Here is a 15,976-nt window from a genome sequence, read left to right on the forward strand (position 1 = left end):
GCAGTGCCCCCCGCGCCCCCGGTGATGCCGTGCCCGCGCCATGCCGCAGCGCCCCCGCCGAGGGCGCCGGTTAAAGTGTCGGTGCATAACTTCATCCGCGTCCGATCGGGAGAAGCCGGTGCGAATCCGGCGCTGACCCGCAACCGTGAGTACGGCCCACCCCCGTGGGCTGGGACCGTACGAGCCGGAGCACCCAGGCGGACGTGACAAGGCTCCCGTCACCGGCCGGGTCGCTCGCGCGGCGCGGCCGGGGGCGAGGCACCGCCGAGGTTTGCGGAGCCGAGCCGGTATGCCTCCGCGTCGCCCGTACGTCTGGCGCGCGGGTGGTCGGCCGCGCGCGGCTGCGCAACCGCACCACCCACCGCAGTGACGTCCACCGGCACCCGCCGGCCCCACCGAGAGGCACCGCCCCATGAACGCACGCCGCACCGCCGCGGCCCTGGCCGTCTCCGTCGTCCTGGGCACCGCCGGCGCACCCGCCGCGTTCGCCGACGGCTCGCCCTCCCCCAAGCCCGCCGGGGGCCCCTCTCTGCCGAAGGCCCTGTACGGCGACAAGGACCCGCAGTACGACGGGGTGTGGCGGCAGTCGCTGACCATCCTGGCCCAGCACTCGGTGGGGCTCGACTCGCCGGCGGCCGCGGTGGACTGGCTGGCCGGCCAGCAGTGCGCGGACGGCGGCTTCACCGCCTACCGGGCCGACGCCAAGACACCGTGCGACCCCAAGAAGGGCGAGTTCACCGACGCCACCGCGGCGGCCGTGCAGGCGCTGGCGGCGGCCGGCGGCCGGGGCGCGGTGGTGGACAAGGGCGTCGACTGGCTCAAGCAGCACCAGAACAAGGACGGCGGCTGGGGCCTCAACCCGGGCAGCCCGAGTGACGCCAACTCCACCGCGGCGGCCATCGGCGCCTTCGCCGCCACCGAGCAGGACCCCGCCAAGGCCACCACCTCGGGCGGCAAGAGCCCGTACGACGCCCTGTTCGCGCTCCAGCTGGGCTGCGACGCCAAGAAGGACGAGCGCGGGGCCTTCGCCTACCTGCCCGAGAAGGACGACGCCCTCCACCCCGACGCGCTGGCCAGCTCCGCCGCCACGCTCGCCGCCACCGGCCACGGCTTCGCGGTCCGGCCCGCGGACAAGGACGTGGCCATCGAGGCGCCGTCCTGCGCCGGCTCGAAGGGCGACGACAAGGCATCCCCCGACCGGGCCGGCGCCGCGGACTCCGCGGCCGCCTACCTCTCGGCCACCCTGGCCGCGAACGGCCAGCACCTGAAGTCGGTACTGCCGGGCCAGAAGGGCCAACCGGACGTCGGCGGCACCATCGACGCCGTGCTGGCGCTCGCCGCGGGCGGGCACCGGGAGGCCGCCGCAAAGCCGCTGCACTGGTTGATGGGCAAGGACGCCGGCGCGGTGGCCTGGGCCAAGGGCCAGCCCGCGGCACTGGCCAAGCTGGTCCTGGCGACCCGTGCGGCCGGCGGCGACCCGCGTGACTTCGCCGGTACGGACCTGGTACGCGAGCTGAACGCCACCGGCCCGGCCGCCTCCGCCCCCTCCGCGGACGCCACGGAGAAGAACAAGGAGAAGGACGACGACAACGGCGGCGGCGTCAGCGTCTGGTGGGTCGTCGCGGTGGGCGCGGTCGCGGGCATCGGCATCGGCTTCCTGCTCAGCGGGCGCAAGAAGAAGTAGCGGCCCCGATGGAGATATCGCAGGCTTTCCCGCCGAGCGGTGCCCGGTCCGCGCCGCACCGTCCGGGCTCCGCGCCGCACCGCGGTGACCCCGTACCGGGCGGCACCGGGGCCGCCCCGCGCCTCCCCCGCCGCCGGTCCGCCGCGCGCCGCGCCGTCCTGGCCGCTGCCGCGCTGCTCGCGGCCGTGCTGGGGATGTGCGTCGCCACCCCGGCGCACGCGGCCGGCTACCGCTACTGGTCGTTCTGGCAGCAGGACGGCGGCAAGTGGAGCTACGCCACGCAGGGCCCGGCGACGGCGCGCCCCGGGGACGGCGACACCGTCGGCTTCCGGTACGCGGTCAGCGAGGACTCGCGCAACGCGGTGCGCCCGCGCGGCACCTCCGACTTCGCCACGATCTGCGCGCACACCCCCGCGCGCGAGGGCAGCAAGCGGGTGGCCGTGGTCATCGACTTCGGCACCGCGGCGGACGCGGCCGACGGAGGCACCCCGCCCCCGATCCGTACCGTCTGCGCCCAGGTGCGCGGCTCCGCCTCGGCGGCCGACGCACTGGCGGCGGTGGCCAAGCCGCTGCGCTACGACTCGGCCGCCGTGCTCTGCGCGATCGCCGGCTACCCGGCCTCGGGCTGCGCCGAGGCGGTGGCCGACGGCGACCGGGGGCACGCCCGCGGCAAGGGCTCGGCCGCCGCGGACGACGGCGGCGACTCGGGCCCCTCGGCCGGTCTGCTCGCGGGTGCGACCACCGTCCTCGCGCTGGGCGGCGCCGCCATCTGGCAGGCCCGCCGGCGCCGCACATGAGCACCGCACGCCGGGGCGCACTGCATGCCGGGGCCTGGTGGCTGTGGGCCCTCGGGCTGGCCGCCGCCGCCTCACGGACCACCAATCCGCTGCTGCTCGGACTGCTGATCGCGGTCGCCGGCTATGTGGTGGCGGCGCGCCGCACCCAGGCGCCGTGGGCCCGCTCGTACGGTGCCTTCCTCAAGTTGGGGCTGGTGGTGCTGGGGATCCGGCTGGTGTTCGCGGTCTTCCTCGGCTCGCCGATCCCCGGGACCCGGGTGCTGTTCACACTGCCCGAGGTGCCGCTGCCCGAGTGGGCGCGAGGGGTGCGCATCGGGGGTGCGGTCACCGCCGAGGGACTGGTGTTCGCGCTCTACGACGGGCTGAAGCTGGCGACCCTGCTGATCTGCGTGGGCGCGGCGAACGCCCTGGCCAGTCCGGCCCGGCTGCTCAAGTCGCTGCCCGGCGCGCTCTACGAGGCGGGGGTGGCGGTGGTGGTCGCCATGACCTTCGCGCCCCATCTGGTCGCCGATGTGCAGCGGCTGCGGGCGGCACGGCGGCTGCGCGGCCGGCCGGATCGAGGCGTGCGGGCGCTGCTTCAGGTCGGGTTGCCGGTCCTGGAGGGCGCGTTGGAGCGTTCGGTGGCACTGGCGGCGGCGATGGACGCCCGGGGGTACGGGCGTACCGCCCGGGTCCCGCGCGCGGTGCGGCTCACCACCAGCGTGCTCACCCTGGGCGGTCTGCTCGGGGTGTGCGCCGGCAGCTACGGGCTGCTGGCCGCGGAGGGAGCCGGGTTCGGGCTGCCGGTGCTGCTGCTCGGGCTGGCCGCCGCGTTGGGCGGGCTGTTCCTGGGCCGCCGCCGCTCGGTACGCAGCCGCTACCGGCCGGACCGCTGGGGGGTGCGGGCCTGGCTGGTGTCGGGTTCGGGCGCCGCGGTGGCCGGACTGATGATCTGGGCCGGGGAGTACGCGCCGCAGGCCCTGCATCCGCCGGCGGTACCGCTCACCGCGCCGGAACTGCCGCTGTGGCCGGCGGCCTCGGTGCTCCTGGGGCTGCTGCCGGTGTTCGTCACCCCCGCGCCGCCCCTGGCGCCACGGGAGGGGAAGGAAGCGCGAACGCCACGCGACCCGAGTCGGGCGCGTGAGCCGTGGGCGTCACAGGGACCGCGGGCGCCCCGGGAGGCACGCCCGCTCAGCCCCTCGGAAGGTCCGGGCACGCAGGGCCCACCGGACCGGCGAACCTCGCAAGGTCCGCAGGCATCGCCGAACCCGCAGCCCGCACGGAGTCCGCGCCACTCGCAGGATCCGCAGGCCGCACCGAATCCGCGAAGCCAACCGCACGAGTCACACGAACCGCTTGCGTCACGCACACCGCGCGCCCCGCACGCCGACGGTGTTCCGTTGTCCAAGGAGTCCGAGGAGTCCAGGGAGTCCGCCCAGTGATCCGTTTCGAGCAGGTGTCGGTCACCTACGCCGACGCCCCAGGGCCCGCGCTCAGTGGAGTGGACCTGACCGTTCCGGAGGGCGAGCTGTGTCTGCTGGTCGGCCCGTCCGGGGTGGGCAAGTCCACCTTGCTGGGAGCGGTCAGCGGGCTGGTGCCGCACTTCACCGGCGGCACCCTGCACGGCCGGGTGACGGTCGCGGGCCGCGACACCCGTACCCACCGGCCGCGCGAGCTGGCCGACGTGGTGGGCACGGTGGGGCAGGATCCGCTGGCCCATTTCGTCACCGACACCGTGGAGGACGAGCTGGCGTACGGCATGGAGTCGCTGGGACTTCCCCAGGACACCATGCGCCGCCGGGTCGAGGAGACCCTGGACCTGCTGGGCCTGGCCGATCTGCGGGACCGGCCGATCACCGCGCTCTCCGGCGGCCAGCGGCAGCGGGTCGCGATCGGCTCGGTGCTCACCACCCAGCCGCGGGTGCTGGTGCTGGACGAGCCGACCTCCGCGCTGGACCCGGCGGCGGCCGAGGAGGTGCTGGCGGTGCTCCAGCGGCTGGTGCACGACCTGGGCACCACGGTGCTGATGGCCGAACACCGCCTGGAGCGGGTGGTGCAGTACGCGGACACCGTGGTCCTGCTGCCCGGGCCGGGCGAGCCCGCGGTGGTGGGCGAGCCGGCCGAGCTGATGGCCCACTCCCCGGTGCACCCGCCGGTGGTGGCGCTGGGCAGGCTGGCCGGCTGGTCGCCGCCGCCGCTGTCGGTGCGGGACGCGCGCCGCAAGGCCGGGCCGCTGCGCGACCGGCTGGCCGGACGGGTGCCGCACGCCCGCCCGGCGCCCGGGGACGCGGAGCCGCTGGGCCGGGCGGCGGGGCTGACGGTGCGGCGGGACGGCACCGAGGTGCTGCACTCGGTGGACCTGGCGGTACGGCCGGGCGAGACGGTGGCGCTGATGGGCCGCAATGGGGCCGGCAAGTCCACCCTGCTCAGCGCCTTCGTGGGCCTGCACCAGCCGTCCTCGGGCACGGTGCTGGTCGACGGCGCGGTCCCGCACCGCACCCCGCCCGCCACCCTGCTGCGGCATGTGGGCCTGGTGCCGCAGGAGCCGCGGGACCTGCTGTACGCGGACACCGTGGCGGCCGAGTGCGCCGCCGCCGACCAGGACGCGGGGGCGGCCCCGGGCAGCTGCCGGGAGCTGGTGCGCCGGCTGCTGCCCGCGGTGTCCGAGGACACGCATCCGCGGGACCTCTCGGAGGGCCAACGGCTGGTGCTGGCGCTGGCGGTGATCCTCACCGCCCGGCCGCCGCTGCTGCTGCTCGACGAGCCGACCCGCGGTCTGGACTACGCGGCCAAGGCCCGGCTGGCCGAGGTGCTGCGCGGGCTGGCGGCGGACGGCCACGGCATCGTGCTGGCCACCCACGACGTGGAGCTGGCCGCCGAACTGGCGGACCGGGTGGTGATCCTGGCGGACGGCGAGGTGGTGGCGGACGGACCGACCGCCGAGGTGGTGGTCTCCTCCCCCGCCTTCGCCCCGCAGGTGTCCAAGGTGCTGGCGCCGCTGCCCTGGCTGACGGTGCCGCAGGTACGCCGGGCGCTGGAGGAGACCGGATGAGCGACCCCGACGCCCAGGGGACGGAGCAGACCCGCCCGGCGCACACCCACGCGGGCACCGCCCACTCCCGCCCGGCGCACACCCACGCCGGCACACAACCCGCCGGCGACGAGAACGCCTCCGCGCGCCCCCGGGCGCGGACACCGCGCTCCCGGGACACCGGGGGGCAGGGCCGGGTGCGCGCGGTGCGCTTGGGCGGGCGCTCGGCCATCGCGCTGGTGCTGGTGTCGGTCATCGGGGTGGCCGCCTTCGGCTGGCCGCTGCTGGCCGCGCCCTCCTCGGGCCTGGCGCACTCCGGCGACGCGCCCTGGCTGTTCGCCGCGCTGCTGCCGCTGCTGCTCGCGGTGGCGGTGGCCACGATCTCTGACAACGCGGCCGGCTCCGCCGAGGCGGACAACTCCCGTGGCGGCGCCCGTGGAAGGGATCGCACCCGGGGGCTGGACGCCAAGTCGGTGGCGATGCTGGGGGTGCTGGCCGCCGCCGGTGCGGCACTGCGTCCGCTGGGCGCGGGCACCGCCGGCATCGAGCCGATGTTCTTCCTGATGGTGCTCTCCGGCCGGGTGCTGGGCCCCGGCTTCGGTTTCGTGCTGGGCTCGGTGGCCATGTTCGCCTCCGCCCTGCTGACCGGCGGGGTGGGGCCGTGGATGCCCTTCCAGATGCTGTCGATGGGCTGGGTCGCGATGGGCGCGGGGCTGCTGCCCGGGGCGCGGCGGCTGCGCGGGCGTGCCGAGCTGGTGCTGCTGGCCGGGTACGGGGCGGTCGCCTCGGTGCTGTACGGCACCGTGATGAATCTGCAGGGCTGGCCGTACCTGGGTGGGATGGCGGCCAGCGTGTCCTTCGTACCCGGCGATCCGCTGTCGGAGAATCTGACCCGGTTCGCGGCGTACTGCCTGGCCACCTCCTTGGGCTGGGACCTGCCGCGCGCGGCGGTCACGGTGGTGCTGACGCTCACTCTCGGCGGCAGCGTGCTGCGGGCGCTGCGCCGAGCCACCCGCCGGGCCGCGTTCGACGCACCGGTCTCCTTCAGGCCCTGACGGGGTGTCGTCCGGGCGCCCCCGCGCCGGCCGGGGGCGGTCCGCGCCGTCCGCCGCGCCTCCCCGCGGGGGACATGCGCTGAGCGGAGCTGTCCGACGACTCGTACGTGTGAAGCCCCGCGTGTCGTCCGCGGGCGGGTACGACCGCGCTTCGTAGCCGGACGGGGTGGGCGTTGCCGCACCTTGGAGACCCGGGGTGCGCCGCGGTCGGCCGCGGCTTCTCCTATCGGCGGTAGTACGTGGGCGCGTTGCGGGCGGCTGGCGGGGCGTCAAGAGTGAGGGAGCCCGCCGGAGCCCCGACGGTCCGGCGGCGGTCCTGTTCCCGACGAAAGGGTTCCTCCGTGTCCCGTTCGCTGACCAACCGGTCCATGTCCTGTCAGAACTCCCTCCGCGGTGGCGTCATGGGAACCGCCGGAGCCGTCCTGGCGCTCGGCGCGCTCACCCTGGGCTCCGCGCCCACCGCCCAGGCCGCGGTGACGGCCACCCGCGACGAGGCCCGGGAGGTCGCCCGGAGGATGATCCCGGACGCGGCGCAGTTCCGGTGCTTCAACAACCTGGTGCGGCGGGAGAGCGACTGGAAGGTGACCGCCACCAACGCTCTCAGCGGCGCCTACGGGCTGATGCAGGCGGTACCGGGGTCGAAGATGGCCTCGCACGGATCGGACTGGCGGACCAACGCGGCCACCCAGATCAGCTGGGGCCTGGACTATGTGAAGGAGCGCTACGGGGGCGCGTGCGGCGCCTGGTCGTTCTGGCGCGCCAAGGGCTGGTACTGACGCGGGTCCGCCCGCGCCGGGCGCCCAGGGCACCGTGTCGGTGCGGCGGGGCGCTCCCGGTCACAGCCGCTGGATGATCGTCGCGGTGGCCAGCGCCCCGCCCGCGCACATCGTGATGAGGGCGAACTCCTTGTCGGTGCGCTCGAGTTCGTGCAGGGCGCTGGTGATCAGCCGGGCGCCGGTGGCGCCGACCGGGTGTCCGAGGGCGATGGCCCCGCCGTTCACGTTGACCTTCTCCAGGTCCTGTTCGAAGAACTGGGCCCAGGAGAGCACCACGGAGGCGAACGCCTCGTTGATCTCGACCAGATCGATGTCCCGGAGCGTCATCCCGGCCTTGCCGAGCACCGCCTGGGTGGCGTCGATCGGGCCGTCCAGGTGGTAGTGCGGGTCGGAGCCGACCAGCGCCTGGGCGACGATCCTGGCCCGCGCCCGGAGTCTGAGGGCGCGGGCCATCCGCTTGGACGTCCAGAGCACGGCGCAGGCGCCGTCCGAGATCTGGGAGGCGGTGCCGGCCGTGTGCAGCGCGGTCGGCAGTACCGGCTTGAGGGCGGCGAGCGCGTCCATGCTGGTGTCGCGCAGCCCCTCGTCCCGGTCGACCAGCCGCCACATGCCCTGCCCGGCCCGCTGCTCCTCCTCGGTGGTGGGCACCTGGACGGCGAAGGTCTCGCGCTTGAAGCGCTCCTCGGCCCAGGCCCGGGCGGCCCGCTCCTGGGAGATCAGCCCGAGGGCGTCGATCCGCTCCCGGGTCAGGCCCCGGCGGCGGGCGATCCGCTCGGCGGCCTCGAACTGGTTGGGCAGGTCCACGTTCCACTCGTCCGGCCAGGGGCGGCCGGGGCCGTGCTTGGAGCCGCTGCCGAGCGGCACCCGGGACATGGCCTCCACCCCGCAGGCGATGCCCACGTCGATGACGCCGGCGGCGACCATGTTGGCCACCATGTGGTTGGCCTGCTGGGAGGAGCCGCACTGGCAGTCCACGGTGGTGGCGGCGGTCTCGTACGGCAGGCCCACGGCCAGCCAGGCGTTGCGGGCCGGGTTCATGGACTGCTCACCGGCGTGGGTGACGGTGCCGCCGACGATCTGCTCCACGCAGTCGGGCTTGAGGGCGGTGCGGCCGAGGAGTTCCCGGTAGGTCTCGCCGAGCAGGTAGGCGGGGTGCAGGTTGGCCAGCGCGCCGTGGCGCTTGCCGATGGGGGTGCGTACGGCTTCGACGATGACGGGTTCGGCGGCCATGAACGTCCTCTCCTCGCGCCCGCGGCAAGAACTGGTACGCGTTCTAGTTCCGCATGCAGTCTGCGGAGGTACTCCAGCGTGGCGCAAGGGGCGTGCAGGGGCGCGTACTCCCGGTAACCGCAACGGATGGCGCCACGCCCCTTGCTACTTCTGGAACGTGTTACTACCTTCTGCCGCGTTTCTGATGCCCTGTCAGGACGGAGTGGCCATGCCCTGCCCCGCGCTGCCCGAAGGTTTCGACTTCACCGACCCCGATCTGTACCGGCAGCGGGTGCCGCTCCCGGAGTTCGCCGAGCTGCGGCGCACCGCGCCGGTGTGGTGGAACGCGCAGCCGCACGGCGCGGCCGGCTTCGACGACGACGGCTACTGGGTGGTGACCCGGCACGCCGACGTCAAGGAGGCCTCCACCCGCCCGGAGCTCTTCTCCTCGAACCTGAACACCGCGATCATCCGGTTCAACGAGCACATCGACCGCGACCAGATCGACGTGCAGAAGCTGATGATGCTCAACATGGACCCGCCCGAGCACACCCGGGTGCGCCAGATCGTGCAGCGCGGCTTCACCCCGCGCGCGATCCGGACACTGGAGGACGCGCTGCGCGAGCGGGCCGAGCGGATCGCCGCCGCCGCCCTGGAGTCCGGCAGCGGGGACTTCGTCACCGACATCGCCTGCGAACTCCCGCTCCAGGCCATCGCCGAGCTGATCGGCGTTCCCCAGCGAGATCGAGCCAAGATCTTCGACTGGTCCAACAAGATGATCGCCTATGACGATCCGGAGCTGGCCGTCACCGCGGAGACCGGCACCCAGTCGGCGGTGGAGCTCATCTCGTACGCCATGAACCTGGCCGGCGAGCGCAAGGCGTGCCCGGCGAAGGACATCGTCAGCCAACTGGTCGCCGCCGAGGACCAGGGCAACCTGGGCGCCGACGAGTTCGGCTTCTTCGTGCTGCTGCTGGCGGTGGCGGGCAACGAGACCACCCGCAACGCCATCAGCCACGGCATGCACGCCTTCCTCACCCACCCCGAGCAGTGGGAGCTGTTCGTCCGCGAGCGGCCGGCCGGCGCGGCGGAGGAGATCGTGCGCTGGGCCACCCCGGTGGTCTCCTTCCAGCGCACCGCCACCCGGGACACCGAGTTGGGCGGGCAACCCATCCGGCAGGGGCAGCGGGTGGGGCTGTTCTACTCCTCGGCCAACAACGACCCGGAGGTCTTCACGGCGCCGGAGGCCTTCGACATCACCCGGAGTCCCAATCCCCACCTGGGATTCGGTGGCGGCGGCCCGCACTTCTGCCTGGGCAAGAGCCTGGCCGAGCTGGAGATCCGGCTGATCTTCGAGGCCCTGGCGGACACCGTGCCCGGCATCCGGCCGGCCGGCGAGCCGCGGCGGCTGCGGTCCGCCTGGCTGAACGGCATCAAGGAACTGCGAGTCAACTACTCCTGATACCAAGGGAGTTGACAGGTCAAACCAGCGGCCCGGCGTCCGCGCGGTGACCGAAATGTATCCCTTCCAGTACCTTGCCAGTGCCTACTGGCGTGCTTACTCTCAAGTAGGTCGAGGCGGCCTTGACATGCTCGACTCATTTCTTGTGCGAGACCCGCCGAACCGTGCCCATTTCGCACCACGCACCTTCCCCCCATGCAAGCCACCAGGGCACTTCGCCATACCCAGAGGGGACTTACCACCGTGAAGGACGAACAAGGCAGACATATCACCGGCCGGGTGAGGTGGCGGAGATTCGCCGTGCTGTGCGTTCCCGGCTTCACCGCGACGGCCGCCCTGGCCGTGGCCCTGGCCAACGGCGCGCTGGCCGCGTCGTTCGCCGTGTCGGGTCAGCAGTTCAAGGTCTCCGCCGACCAGCTCACCGGTGACGGCTTCGCGCAGTACGGCAGCGTGGACACCAACGCCCGCGACGACCTGATCCCGGTCGCGGTCACCGGCATCCGCAAGGCCAAGCTGGACAACCTGTGCCAGTCGGTGGTCACCCACCTCCCGATCATCGGCGACATCTCGCTGAAGCTCTCGGCCGGCGGCGGCGGCAAGTCGGTCGAGGCCACCGACCTCTTCATGGACGCCACCCAGATCTCCGGTGACGCGTCCTTCAACAACATCGAGATCGGCCGGGACGCCTCCACCCTGGACAAGGGTCCGGACGGCGCCCAGGGGATGCAGGACCTGTTCTCCCAGCAGGCCGACGACGTCTCCATCAAGAACCTCCGCACCACCGCCTGGGCGACCACCGCGGGCACCTTCAGGCTCAACGGCCTGAGCATGAAGATCAGCAAGGGTAAGCAGGAATGCTTCTGAGCTGGCGCCGGTGGCGCCGCGGCCGCCCCTTCTGGGGCGGCCTGGCCACCGTGCTCGCCGGTGCGGAGATCAGTTCCATACCCCTGGCCCCGCTCAAGGTCATGATCCTCCAGGGCGTCACCGGCATGGTGTCGGTACTCCTCGGACTGGTCCTGATCGTCCTGGGGCTCAGTGCCTGGTTCGCACCCCACTACCGCGGCCTGGCGGGCGTACTGACCGTGATGGTCTCCGCCGCCTCGCTGGTCCTTTCCAACCTGGGCGGATTCTTCGTCGGCACCATCATCGGCGTCATCGGCGGCAGCCTGATCTTCGGCTGGCAACCGCTGCCGGCGGCGGACTCCCCCCAGACCGAGGCCGCGGCCGACGCGGACCCGGGCGAGAGCGCGGCCGGCCCCGGGACGGACGGGACTCGCGTCCTCCTGGAGAAGACCGGAGGCGCGGCGTCCGCCGAGGCCGCCGACGGCTCGGCGTCCCCCACGACGACCGGGACCGCGGCCGACCCCGAGACGGCCGAGGGCGCGGCCGACCCCGAACCCACCCCCCAACCGCACAACTGAAGATCCTCACCCCACGAAGGAGCCGCACGATGTACCGGAACCTGCGCAGCCACGCCCTGCTCGCCGCGGGCGCTGGGCTCGCCACCGTCGCCGCTCTGAGCCTGACCGGCACGGCGAGCGCGTCCAGCACCGGCACCACTGCCGGGTCGACCACGGTCACCCCGGCCGGCCACTACTTCAAGGCGAACCTGAACGGCAAGGCCACCTTCAAGACCGGGAGCGTCACGGTCACCTGCTCCACCTCCGTCAGCCAGCCCACCGGGACCGGCACCGACAACCAGGTGCCCGCGGCCCCGAACAACAACAACCCGGCCGGACCGGTCGGCGGCCCGCTCGCCGCGCCCACCTTCAGCAACTGCACGGTGAGCCTGCCGGGTGTGTCCGCCGCGATCACCACCAGCCCCGGCTGGGGCGTCTCCGTACAGAACGGCAGCCCGATCACCGCCAGCCTGACCATGCCCACCGGCGGCTTCGTGCTGCAGACCAGCGGGCTGGCCACCTGCACGGTGACCTCGGCGCCGACCGCCCCCGCGGCCATCGCCGGCACCTGGACCAACGGCGCGCCGTCCAAGCTCTCGATCAGCGGCGCCAGCGTGCCGGTGAAGGTGGTCGGCGGCTTCGGCTGCCCGACCAGCTCCACCACCGCGACGGTCACCATGGCCTATGACGTCACCGACGTCACGGACCCGGCCCAGCAGATCACCGTCGGACCCTGACCCTCCGGCCGGCCCGCCGCCGCAGTGCCCCCGGGAGCCCGTCTCCCGGTAGCGGTGGGTCGGCGCCTGCCAGACCATGGAGGAGCGGCGATCCCCACCGGGGCGGGCCACCTGGCCCGCCCCGGCTCGGTGCGTGCGGGGCCCGGCCGTGACTCGCTCCGGCCCAGCTTGATGCCTGCTCAGTCCAGTTGGGTGCGTGCTCTGCCCGGCTGGGTGCGTGCTCCGGCCCGGCTCGGCTCCAGCGTGGCCCGGTTCGGCGCTTGCTCGGGCCGGCTCGGCGCTCACTCCCGGGCGGCCTCGCACTCCCCGGCCCCGGCGGACTCCGCGGCCACGGGCGCCGCCACGGCCCGCTCCGGTTCCCCCGCCTCCCCGGGCTCCCGCGGCTCCTCCGGCTCCCGCCGTCCTTCCGCCCGCCGCACGCTCCCCACGGCCTCCGTCGCCCGCGGCTGCCGCGGCCCCTCCGCCTCCGGCGCGTGCCGCGGCTCTCGCGGCCCCTCCGCCTTCCCGGTCGTCCCCGCCCTCGACTCCGGCTTCCCGAACGCCTTCGGAGGCGACGCGGTCCGGGCCGCGAGGGCATCCCTGACCAGGGATGGATCGGGTAGCGCCCGGACCACCGCGAGCGCGGTCCCGCCCACGTCCCGCAGGGCCAGGTCGTTCCGGGCGCGCGGCACCCCCCGGGTGCCGGTGATCACGTACTGGAGAGCGAAGCCGATGGTCACGACGGCCGCGCCACCCACCGCGTCCAGGAGGTAGTGGTTGGCGGTGCCCACGATGACCGCGGTGGTCATCAGCGGGTACGTCATCCCGAGCACCTTCATCCACACCCTGGGCGCCACCATGGCGATGACCACCCCGCACCACAGCGACCAGCCCACATGCAGCGAGGGCATGGCCGCGTACTGGTTGGCCAGCTTGGTCAACTCGCCGAAGTCCGGGTTGCTCAGGTCCTGGGTGCCGTGCGCGGTGTCGATGTAGCCCAGATCGGGCATCAGGCGCGGCGGGGCGAGCGGATACAGCCAGAAGCCGACCAGCGCCAGGCAGGTGGCGAGCGCCAGCGGGGTCCTCGCCCACCGGTAGGCCGCCGGACGGCAGACGTAGAGCCAGCCCAGCAGCGACAGCGGCACCAAGAAGTGGAAGGTGGAGTAGTAGTACCCCATGCTGTCCCGCAACCACGGCTCACCCGCCACCAAGTGGTTGAACCAGTACTCGATGTCGATGTGCAGGAAGCCCTCGGCGTCCAGCACCTGCCGGCCGTGCTCCTCCGCGAGTCGGCGATTGTCCGGGGCGCTGCCGCGGACGTAGGAGTACCCGAAGTAGAAGACCCGGATGAGCAGCAGCTCCACCAGCAGGTTCGGCCGGGACAGCGGACGGCGGTAGAAGCGCAGCAGGGGGACGAACCGGGAGCGGCCGCGCACGGGCTCGGCGGACGGTGTCGCGATCGGCCGGTCCCACAGCGGCGAGGTGCGCGGGACGAAGGGCATCAGCACCGCTGCGGCCAGGGCGGCCAGCAGCGGGGCGTTGAACCCGAAGAAGTCGTAGAACCGGGTGTCCGGCAGCAGCGCGGTGCGTCCCAGCGACATCACCAGCACCACGATCACCGGCCACATCAGCCGGTCGGAGCGCTTCCCGCCGACCCGGCCGACCACCGCCAGCAGGATCCACAGCTGCTGGTACTGCCAGGAGGTGGGCGAGACGGCCAGCGCCACACAGCCGGCGACGGCGGCGGCCAGCAGCACCTGCCCGTCCCGCGCGTAGCGCGCCGCCCGCCGCAGGCCGACCACGGCGACCGCGACCGCCAGCACGGCCAAGACGGCCAACTCGACGGTGCCGCTCAACCCGATCCGCAGCAGCAGGCCGTGCAGGGACTGGTTGGAGTCGCTGTCGGCGGGCGCGCCCAGCCCGGCGCCGCCGATGTGGTGGAACCAGTACGTGGCCGAGTCATGCGGCATCACCGCCCAGGCCAGCACGGTGCACCCGGCGAAGGTGCCCGCGCCGAACGCGGTGGCCCGGCGCCGCCCGGTCAACCACTGCAGGGCCGAGAACAGCAGCAGCGCGGGCTGCAGCGCGGCGGCCAGACCGGTCAGCACGCCGGCCTGCCGGTCGGAGGTGCGGGGCAGCAGGGTGAGGAGCACCAGCAGCACCGGCAGGATGCTGAGCTGGCCGAGCGTGAAGGTGGTGCGGACGGGTAAGGAGAGCGCCATCAGGCTGATGGCCAGCGGGGCCGCGAGCAGCCTGGTGTTGCGGCTGGTCGGCTGCGGCAGGGCGCGCGCGACGACCAGGCCGACGGCGACCACCAGCAGCAGGGTGCCGAGGGTCCAGCCGATGCCCAGGCTCTGCTCGGCGGCCTGGGTCAGCGGTTTGAGGACGAGTCCGGAGAACGGGGTGCCGGTGAAGCTGTCCCCCCGGTAGAGCGAACCGCTGACATGCAGCACGCCCTGGTCGCCGATCCAGGTCTCCAGATCGGTGAGCCGCTCGTCGGGCGGCTGTCGCAGCACCGCCACGGCCTGACGCACGGCCAGGGCGCCGGCGGCGGCCCACAGCGCGATCAGTGCCACGCCCAGGCGGGACGGCCGTGGCCCGGCCGCGCCACCGGATGGCGACCCCGTGCTCGAGGTCTTCCCCAGTCCGCTCCGCTCCGCGTTCGCCACGCCCCGCAGCTCCCCCACTCGCTCGTTCACTCAACAACCGATCGGATGAGGCCCGACTGAGCCACTTCCTCAGACGCCGAACATCCCCACTTCACCTGAGTGCCATACGGAAGTCGACAGCGCCTGGTCCATTTCACCAGGGTTTCGCCTGGATCATCCCTTGATCTTGGGATGGCCTCATCACCATGGATCAGATGCAATGCGGACGATAGCGGCACAACTCCCCAAGAGTGATGCCTTCGCGAATATCGCGCCGTCCCACGAACGTGGCCCGGACCCGGCCGCACCACGGCCTCGGTGAGGACGGAGAACCATGCGGAACCGGAGCTTCCATGGTGCCCTGCCCGCCCCGACCGCGCTGCCCGAACCGCGATACCGGCCGTCTGAACGCCAGACCGATACGGGAGGATGCCCCCATGAGCATCGTGAAGATCAATGTGCTGACCGTCCCGGCCGAGCAGCGCGAGGTGCTGGAGCAGCGCTTCGCCGCACGTGCCGGCGCGGTGGAGAACTCCGACGGTTTCGAGTGGTTCGAGCTGCTGCGCCCGGTCGAGGGCACCGACCAGTACCTCGTCTACACCCGCTGGCGCAGCGAGGAGGACTTCCAGGCCTGGCTGAACGGCCCGATGCGGGCGGCGCACAAGGGCGGTGGCCAGGAAGGCGGTGGCCAGGAGGGCGGTCAGCAGCGGCCCGCCGCCTCCGGCTCCACCCTGTGGTCCTTCGAGGTGGTGCAGCAGGCGGCGCCCAAGCAGTCCTGACCTGCCACGGTGCTGTCCCCGGGCCCTCTTCGAGCCACCGCTCCGATATCACCCCAACGGGCTAATCCCATTGGCCCGGTGCCCTTGCCCCGGCGAACCCTGTGAGAGACAGGCCAGCCGAAGCGAGAAGAGTGATTCCCATGAGCCTGAAGGACAGCATGAAGAACCTCAAGGACAAGGTCACCGGAGCCGCGCGGCAGCACCCGGACCAGGCCGGCAAGGGCGTCGACGCGGCGGCCGGGCAGGCGGACCGGCGCACCGGTGGAAAGCACACCGACCAGATCGACCGCGGCGCGGACCAGGCGAAGAAGTCCTTCGGCTCGGGCGGGGACCAGGGCTCCACCTGAACCCCGTCCGAGCCTCCGCCTCCCACCGGCCGACCCCGGCCTGCTGAACGCGGGCCCTCCTTCGGTCCCTTCCGGCCCCCTCCCCATGAAGAC

At 73.4% G+C, this 15,976-nt stretch carries 13 protein-coding genes and 1 pseudogene; 12 read left to right on the plus strand and 2 right to left on the minus strand.

Going from position 1 to position 15,976, the window contains the following annotated elements; translation table 11 throughout:
- Window positions 1-412 precede the first annotated feature (412 nt).
- The 6 genes and pseudogenes from E4099_RS16375 (at window position 413) to E4099_RS16400 (ending at window position 7,322) form a co-directional block, all read left to right on the plus strand.
- On the plus strand, window positions 413-1,684 hold the full coding sequence (locus E4099_RS16375; protein WP_135339806.1) for an SCO2321 family membrane protein: 1,272 nt from the start codon (window positions 413-415) through the stop codon (window positions 1,682-1,684).
- A gap of 8 nt (window positions 1,685-1,692) precedes the next feature.
- Window positions 1,693-2,481: an SCO2322 family protein gene (locus E4099_RS16380; protein WP_425348256.1), complete on the plus strand. Its 789-nt coding sequence runs from the start codon at window positions 1,693-1,695 to the stop codon at window positions 2,479-2,481.
- Window positions 2,478-3,545, plus strand: a pseudogene (locus tag E4099_RS16385) (CbiQ family ECF transporter T component); the annotation flags it as partial. The gene E4099_RS16380 and the pseudogene E4099_RS16385, both read left to right, overlap by 4 nt.
- A gap of 353 nt (window positions 3,546-3,898) precedes the next feature.
- Window positions 3,899-5,512, plus strand: a complete 1,614-nt coding sequence (locus tag E4099_RS16390; RefSeq protein WP_135339807.1) for an ABC transporter ATP-binding protein — start codon at window positions 3,899-3,901, stop codon at window positions 5,510-5,512.
- Window positions 5,509-6,546 carry an ECF transporter S component gene (locus E4099_RS16395; RefSeq protein WP_135339808.1) on the plus strand — a complete coding sequence of 346 codons (1,038 nt, stop codon included), beginning with the start codon at window positions 5,509-5,511 and terminating at the stop codon, window positions 6,544-6,546. Before E4099_RS16390 ends, E4099_RS16395 begins: the two co-directional genes overlap by 4 nt.
- A gap of 401 nt (window positions 6,547-6,947) precedes the next feature.
- Complete coding sequence (locus E4099_RS16400; RefSeq protein WP_245244902.1) at window positions 6,948-7,322, plus strand: aggregation-promoting factor C-terminal-like domain-containing protein; 375 nt, start codon at window positions 6,948-6,950, stop codon at window positions 7,320-7,322.
- A gap of 60 nt (window positions 7,323-7,382) precedes the next feature.
- Here the strand turns inward: E4099_RS16400 and E4099_RS16405 are convergent, their stop codons facing one another.
- Window positions 7,383-8,552: a steroid 3-ketoacyl-CoA thiolase gene (locus E4099_RS16405; protein WP_135339810.1), complete on the minus strand. Its 1,170-nt coding sequence runs from the start codon at window positions 8,550-8,552 to the stop codon at window positions 7,383-7,385.
- Window positions 8,553-8,760: 208 nt separating this feature from the next.
- On the opposite strand from E4099_RS16405, the gene E4099_RS16410 reads away from it, so the two are divergent.
- From E4099_RS16410 to E4099_RS16425, 4 genes are all read left to right on the plus strand, one after another.
- Window positions 8,761-9,993, plus strand: coding sequence for a cytochrome P450 (locus tag E4099_RS16410; RefSeq protein WP_135339811.1), 1,233 nt, complete (start codon window positions 8,761-8,763; stop codon window positions 9,991-9,993).
- Between the two features lie 279 nt (window positions 9,994-10,272).
- Window positions 10,273-10,857 (plus strand): DUF6230 family protein, encoded by a 585-nt coding sequence (locus E4099_RS16415; protein ID WP_386389915.1) that lies wholly within the window; start codon window positions 10,273-10,275, stop codon window positions 10,855-10,857.
- Entirely contained in the window at window positions 10,848-11,414 is a 567-nt protein-coding gene (locus E4099_RS34210) for a DUF6114 domain-containing protein (RefSeq protein WP_245244904.1), read from the plus strand. Before E4099_RS16415 ends, E4099_RS34210 begins: the two co-directional genes overlap by 10 nt.
- Before the next feature lie 29 nt (window positions 11,415-11,443).
- Complete coding sequence (locus tag E4099_RS16425; RefSeq protein ID WP_135339813.1) at window positions 11,444-12,130, plus strand: hypothetical protein; 687 nt, start codon at window positions 11,444-11,446, stop codon at window positions 12,128-12,130.
- Between the two features lie 281 nt (window positions 12,131-12,411).
- Here E4099_RS16425 and E4099_RS16430 read toward each other — a convergent pair whose 3' ends face one another.
- Window positions 12,412-14,685, minus strand: a complete 2,274-nt coding sequence (locus E4099_RS16430; protein ID WP_135339814.1) for a bifunctional glycosyltransferase 87/phosphatase PAP2 family protein — start codon at window positions 14,683-14,685, stop codon at window positions 12,412-12,414.
- A gap of 509 nt (window positions 14,686-15,194) precedes the next feature.
- Here E4099_RS16430 and E4099_RS16435 point away from each other — a divergent pair.
- Both E4099_RS16435 and E4099_RS16440 read left to right on the plus strand, forming a co-directional pair.
- Window positions 15,195-15,536 (plus strand): antibiotic biosynthesis monooxygenase family protein, encoded by a 342-nt coding sequence (locus tag E4099_RS16435; protein ID WP_135339815.1) that lies wholly within the window; start codon window positions 15,195-15,197, stop codon window positions 15,534-15,536.
- 140 nt (window positions 15,537-15,676) lie between these two features.
- A complete protein-coding gene (locus E4099_RS16440; RefSeq protein ID WP_135339816.1) occupies window positions 15,677-15,883 on the plus strand; it encodes an antitoxin in 207 nt (68 codons plus the stop codon).
- The last annotated feature ends 93 nt before the right edge of the window (window positions 15,884-15,976 follow it).

The sequence above is a fragment of the Streptomyces palmae genome (genome assembly GCF_004684805.1).
Classification (GTDB): Bacteria; Actinomycetota; Actinomycetes; order Streptomycetales; family Streptomycetaceae; genus Streptomyces; species Streptomyces palmae.

Bases quoted from the DNA above. Each gene is read 5' to 3' on its own strand.
- E4099_RS16380 (WP_425348256.1), top strand. From the start codon at position 1,693: ATGGAGATATCGCAGGCTTTCCCGCCGAGCGGTGCCCGGTCCGCGCCG.
- E4099_RS16425 (WP_135339813.1), top strand. From the start codon at position 11,444: ATGTACCGGAACCTGCGCAGCCACGCCCTGCTCGCCGCGGGCGCTGGG.
- E4099_RS16435 (WP_135339815.1), top strand. From the start codon at position 15,195: ATGAGCATCGTGAAGATCAATGTGCTGACCGTCCCGGCCGAGCAGCGC.
- E4099_RS34210 (WP_245244904.1), top strand. From the start codon at position 10,848: ATGCTTCTGAGCTGGCGCCGGTGGCGCCGCGGCCGCCCCTTCTGGGGC.
- E4099_RS16410 (WP_135339811.1), top strand. From the start codon at position 8,761: ATGCCCTGCCCCGCGCTGCCCGAAGGTTTCGACTTCACCGACCCCGAT.
- E4099_RS16440 (WP_135339816.1), top strand. From the start codon at position 15,677: ATGAGCCTGAAGGACAGCATGAAGAACCTCAAGGACAAGGTCACCGGA.
- E4099_RS16405 (WP_135339810.1), bottom strand. From the start codon at position 8,552: ATGGCCGCCGAACCCGTCATCGTCGAAGCCGTACGCACCCCCATCGGC.
- E4099_RS16400 (WP_245244902.1), top strand. From the start codon at position 6,948: ATGGGAACCGCCGGAGCCGTCCTGGCGCTCGGCGCGCTCACCCTGGGC.
- E4099_RS16395 (WP_135339808.1), top strand. From the start codon at position 5,509: ATGAGCGACCCCGACGCCCAGGGGACGGAGCAGACCCGCCCGGCGCAC.
- E4099_RS16375 (WP_135339806.1), top strand. From the start codon at position 413: ATGAACGCACGCCGCACCGCCGCGGCCCTGGCCGTCTCCGTCGTCCTG.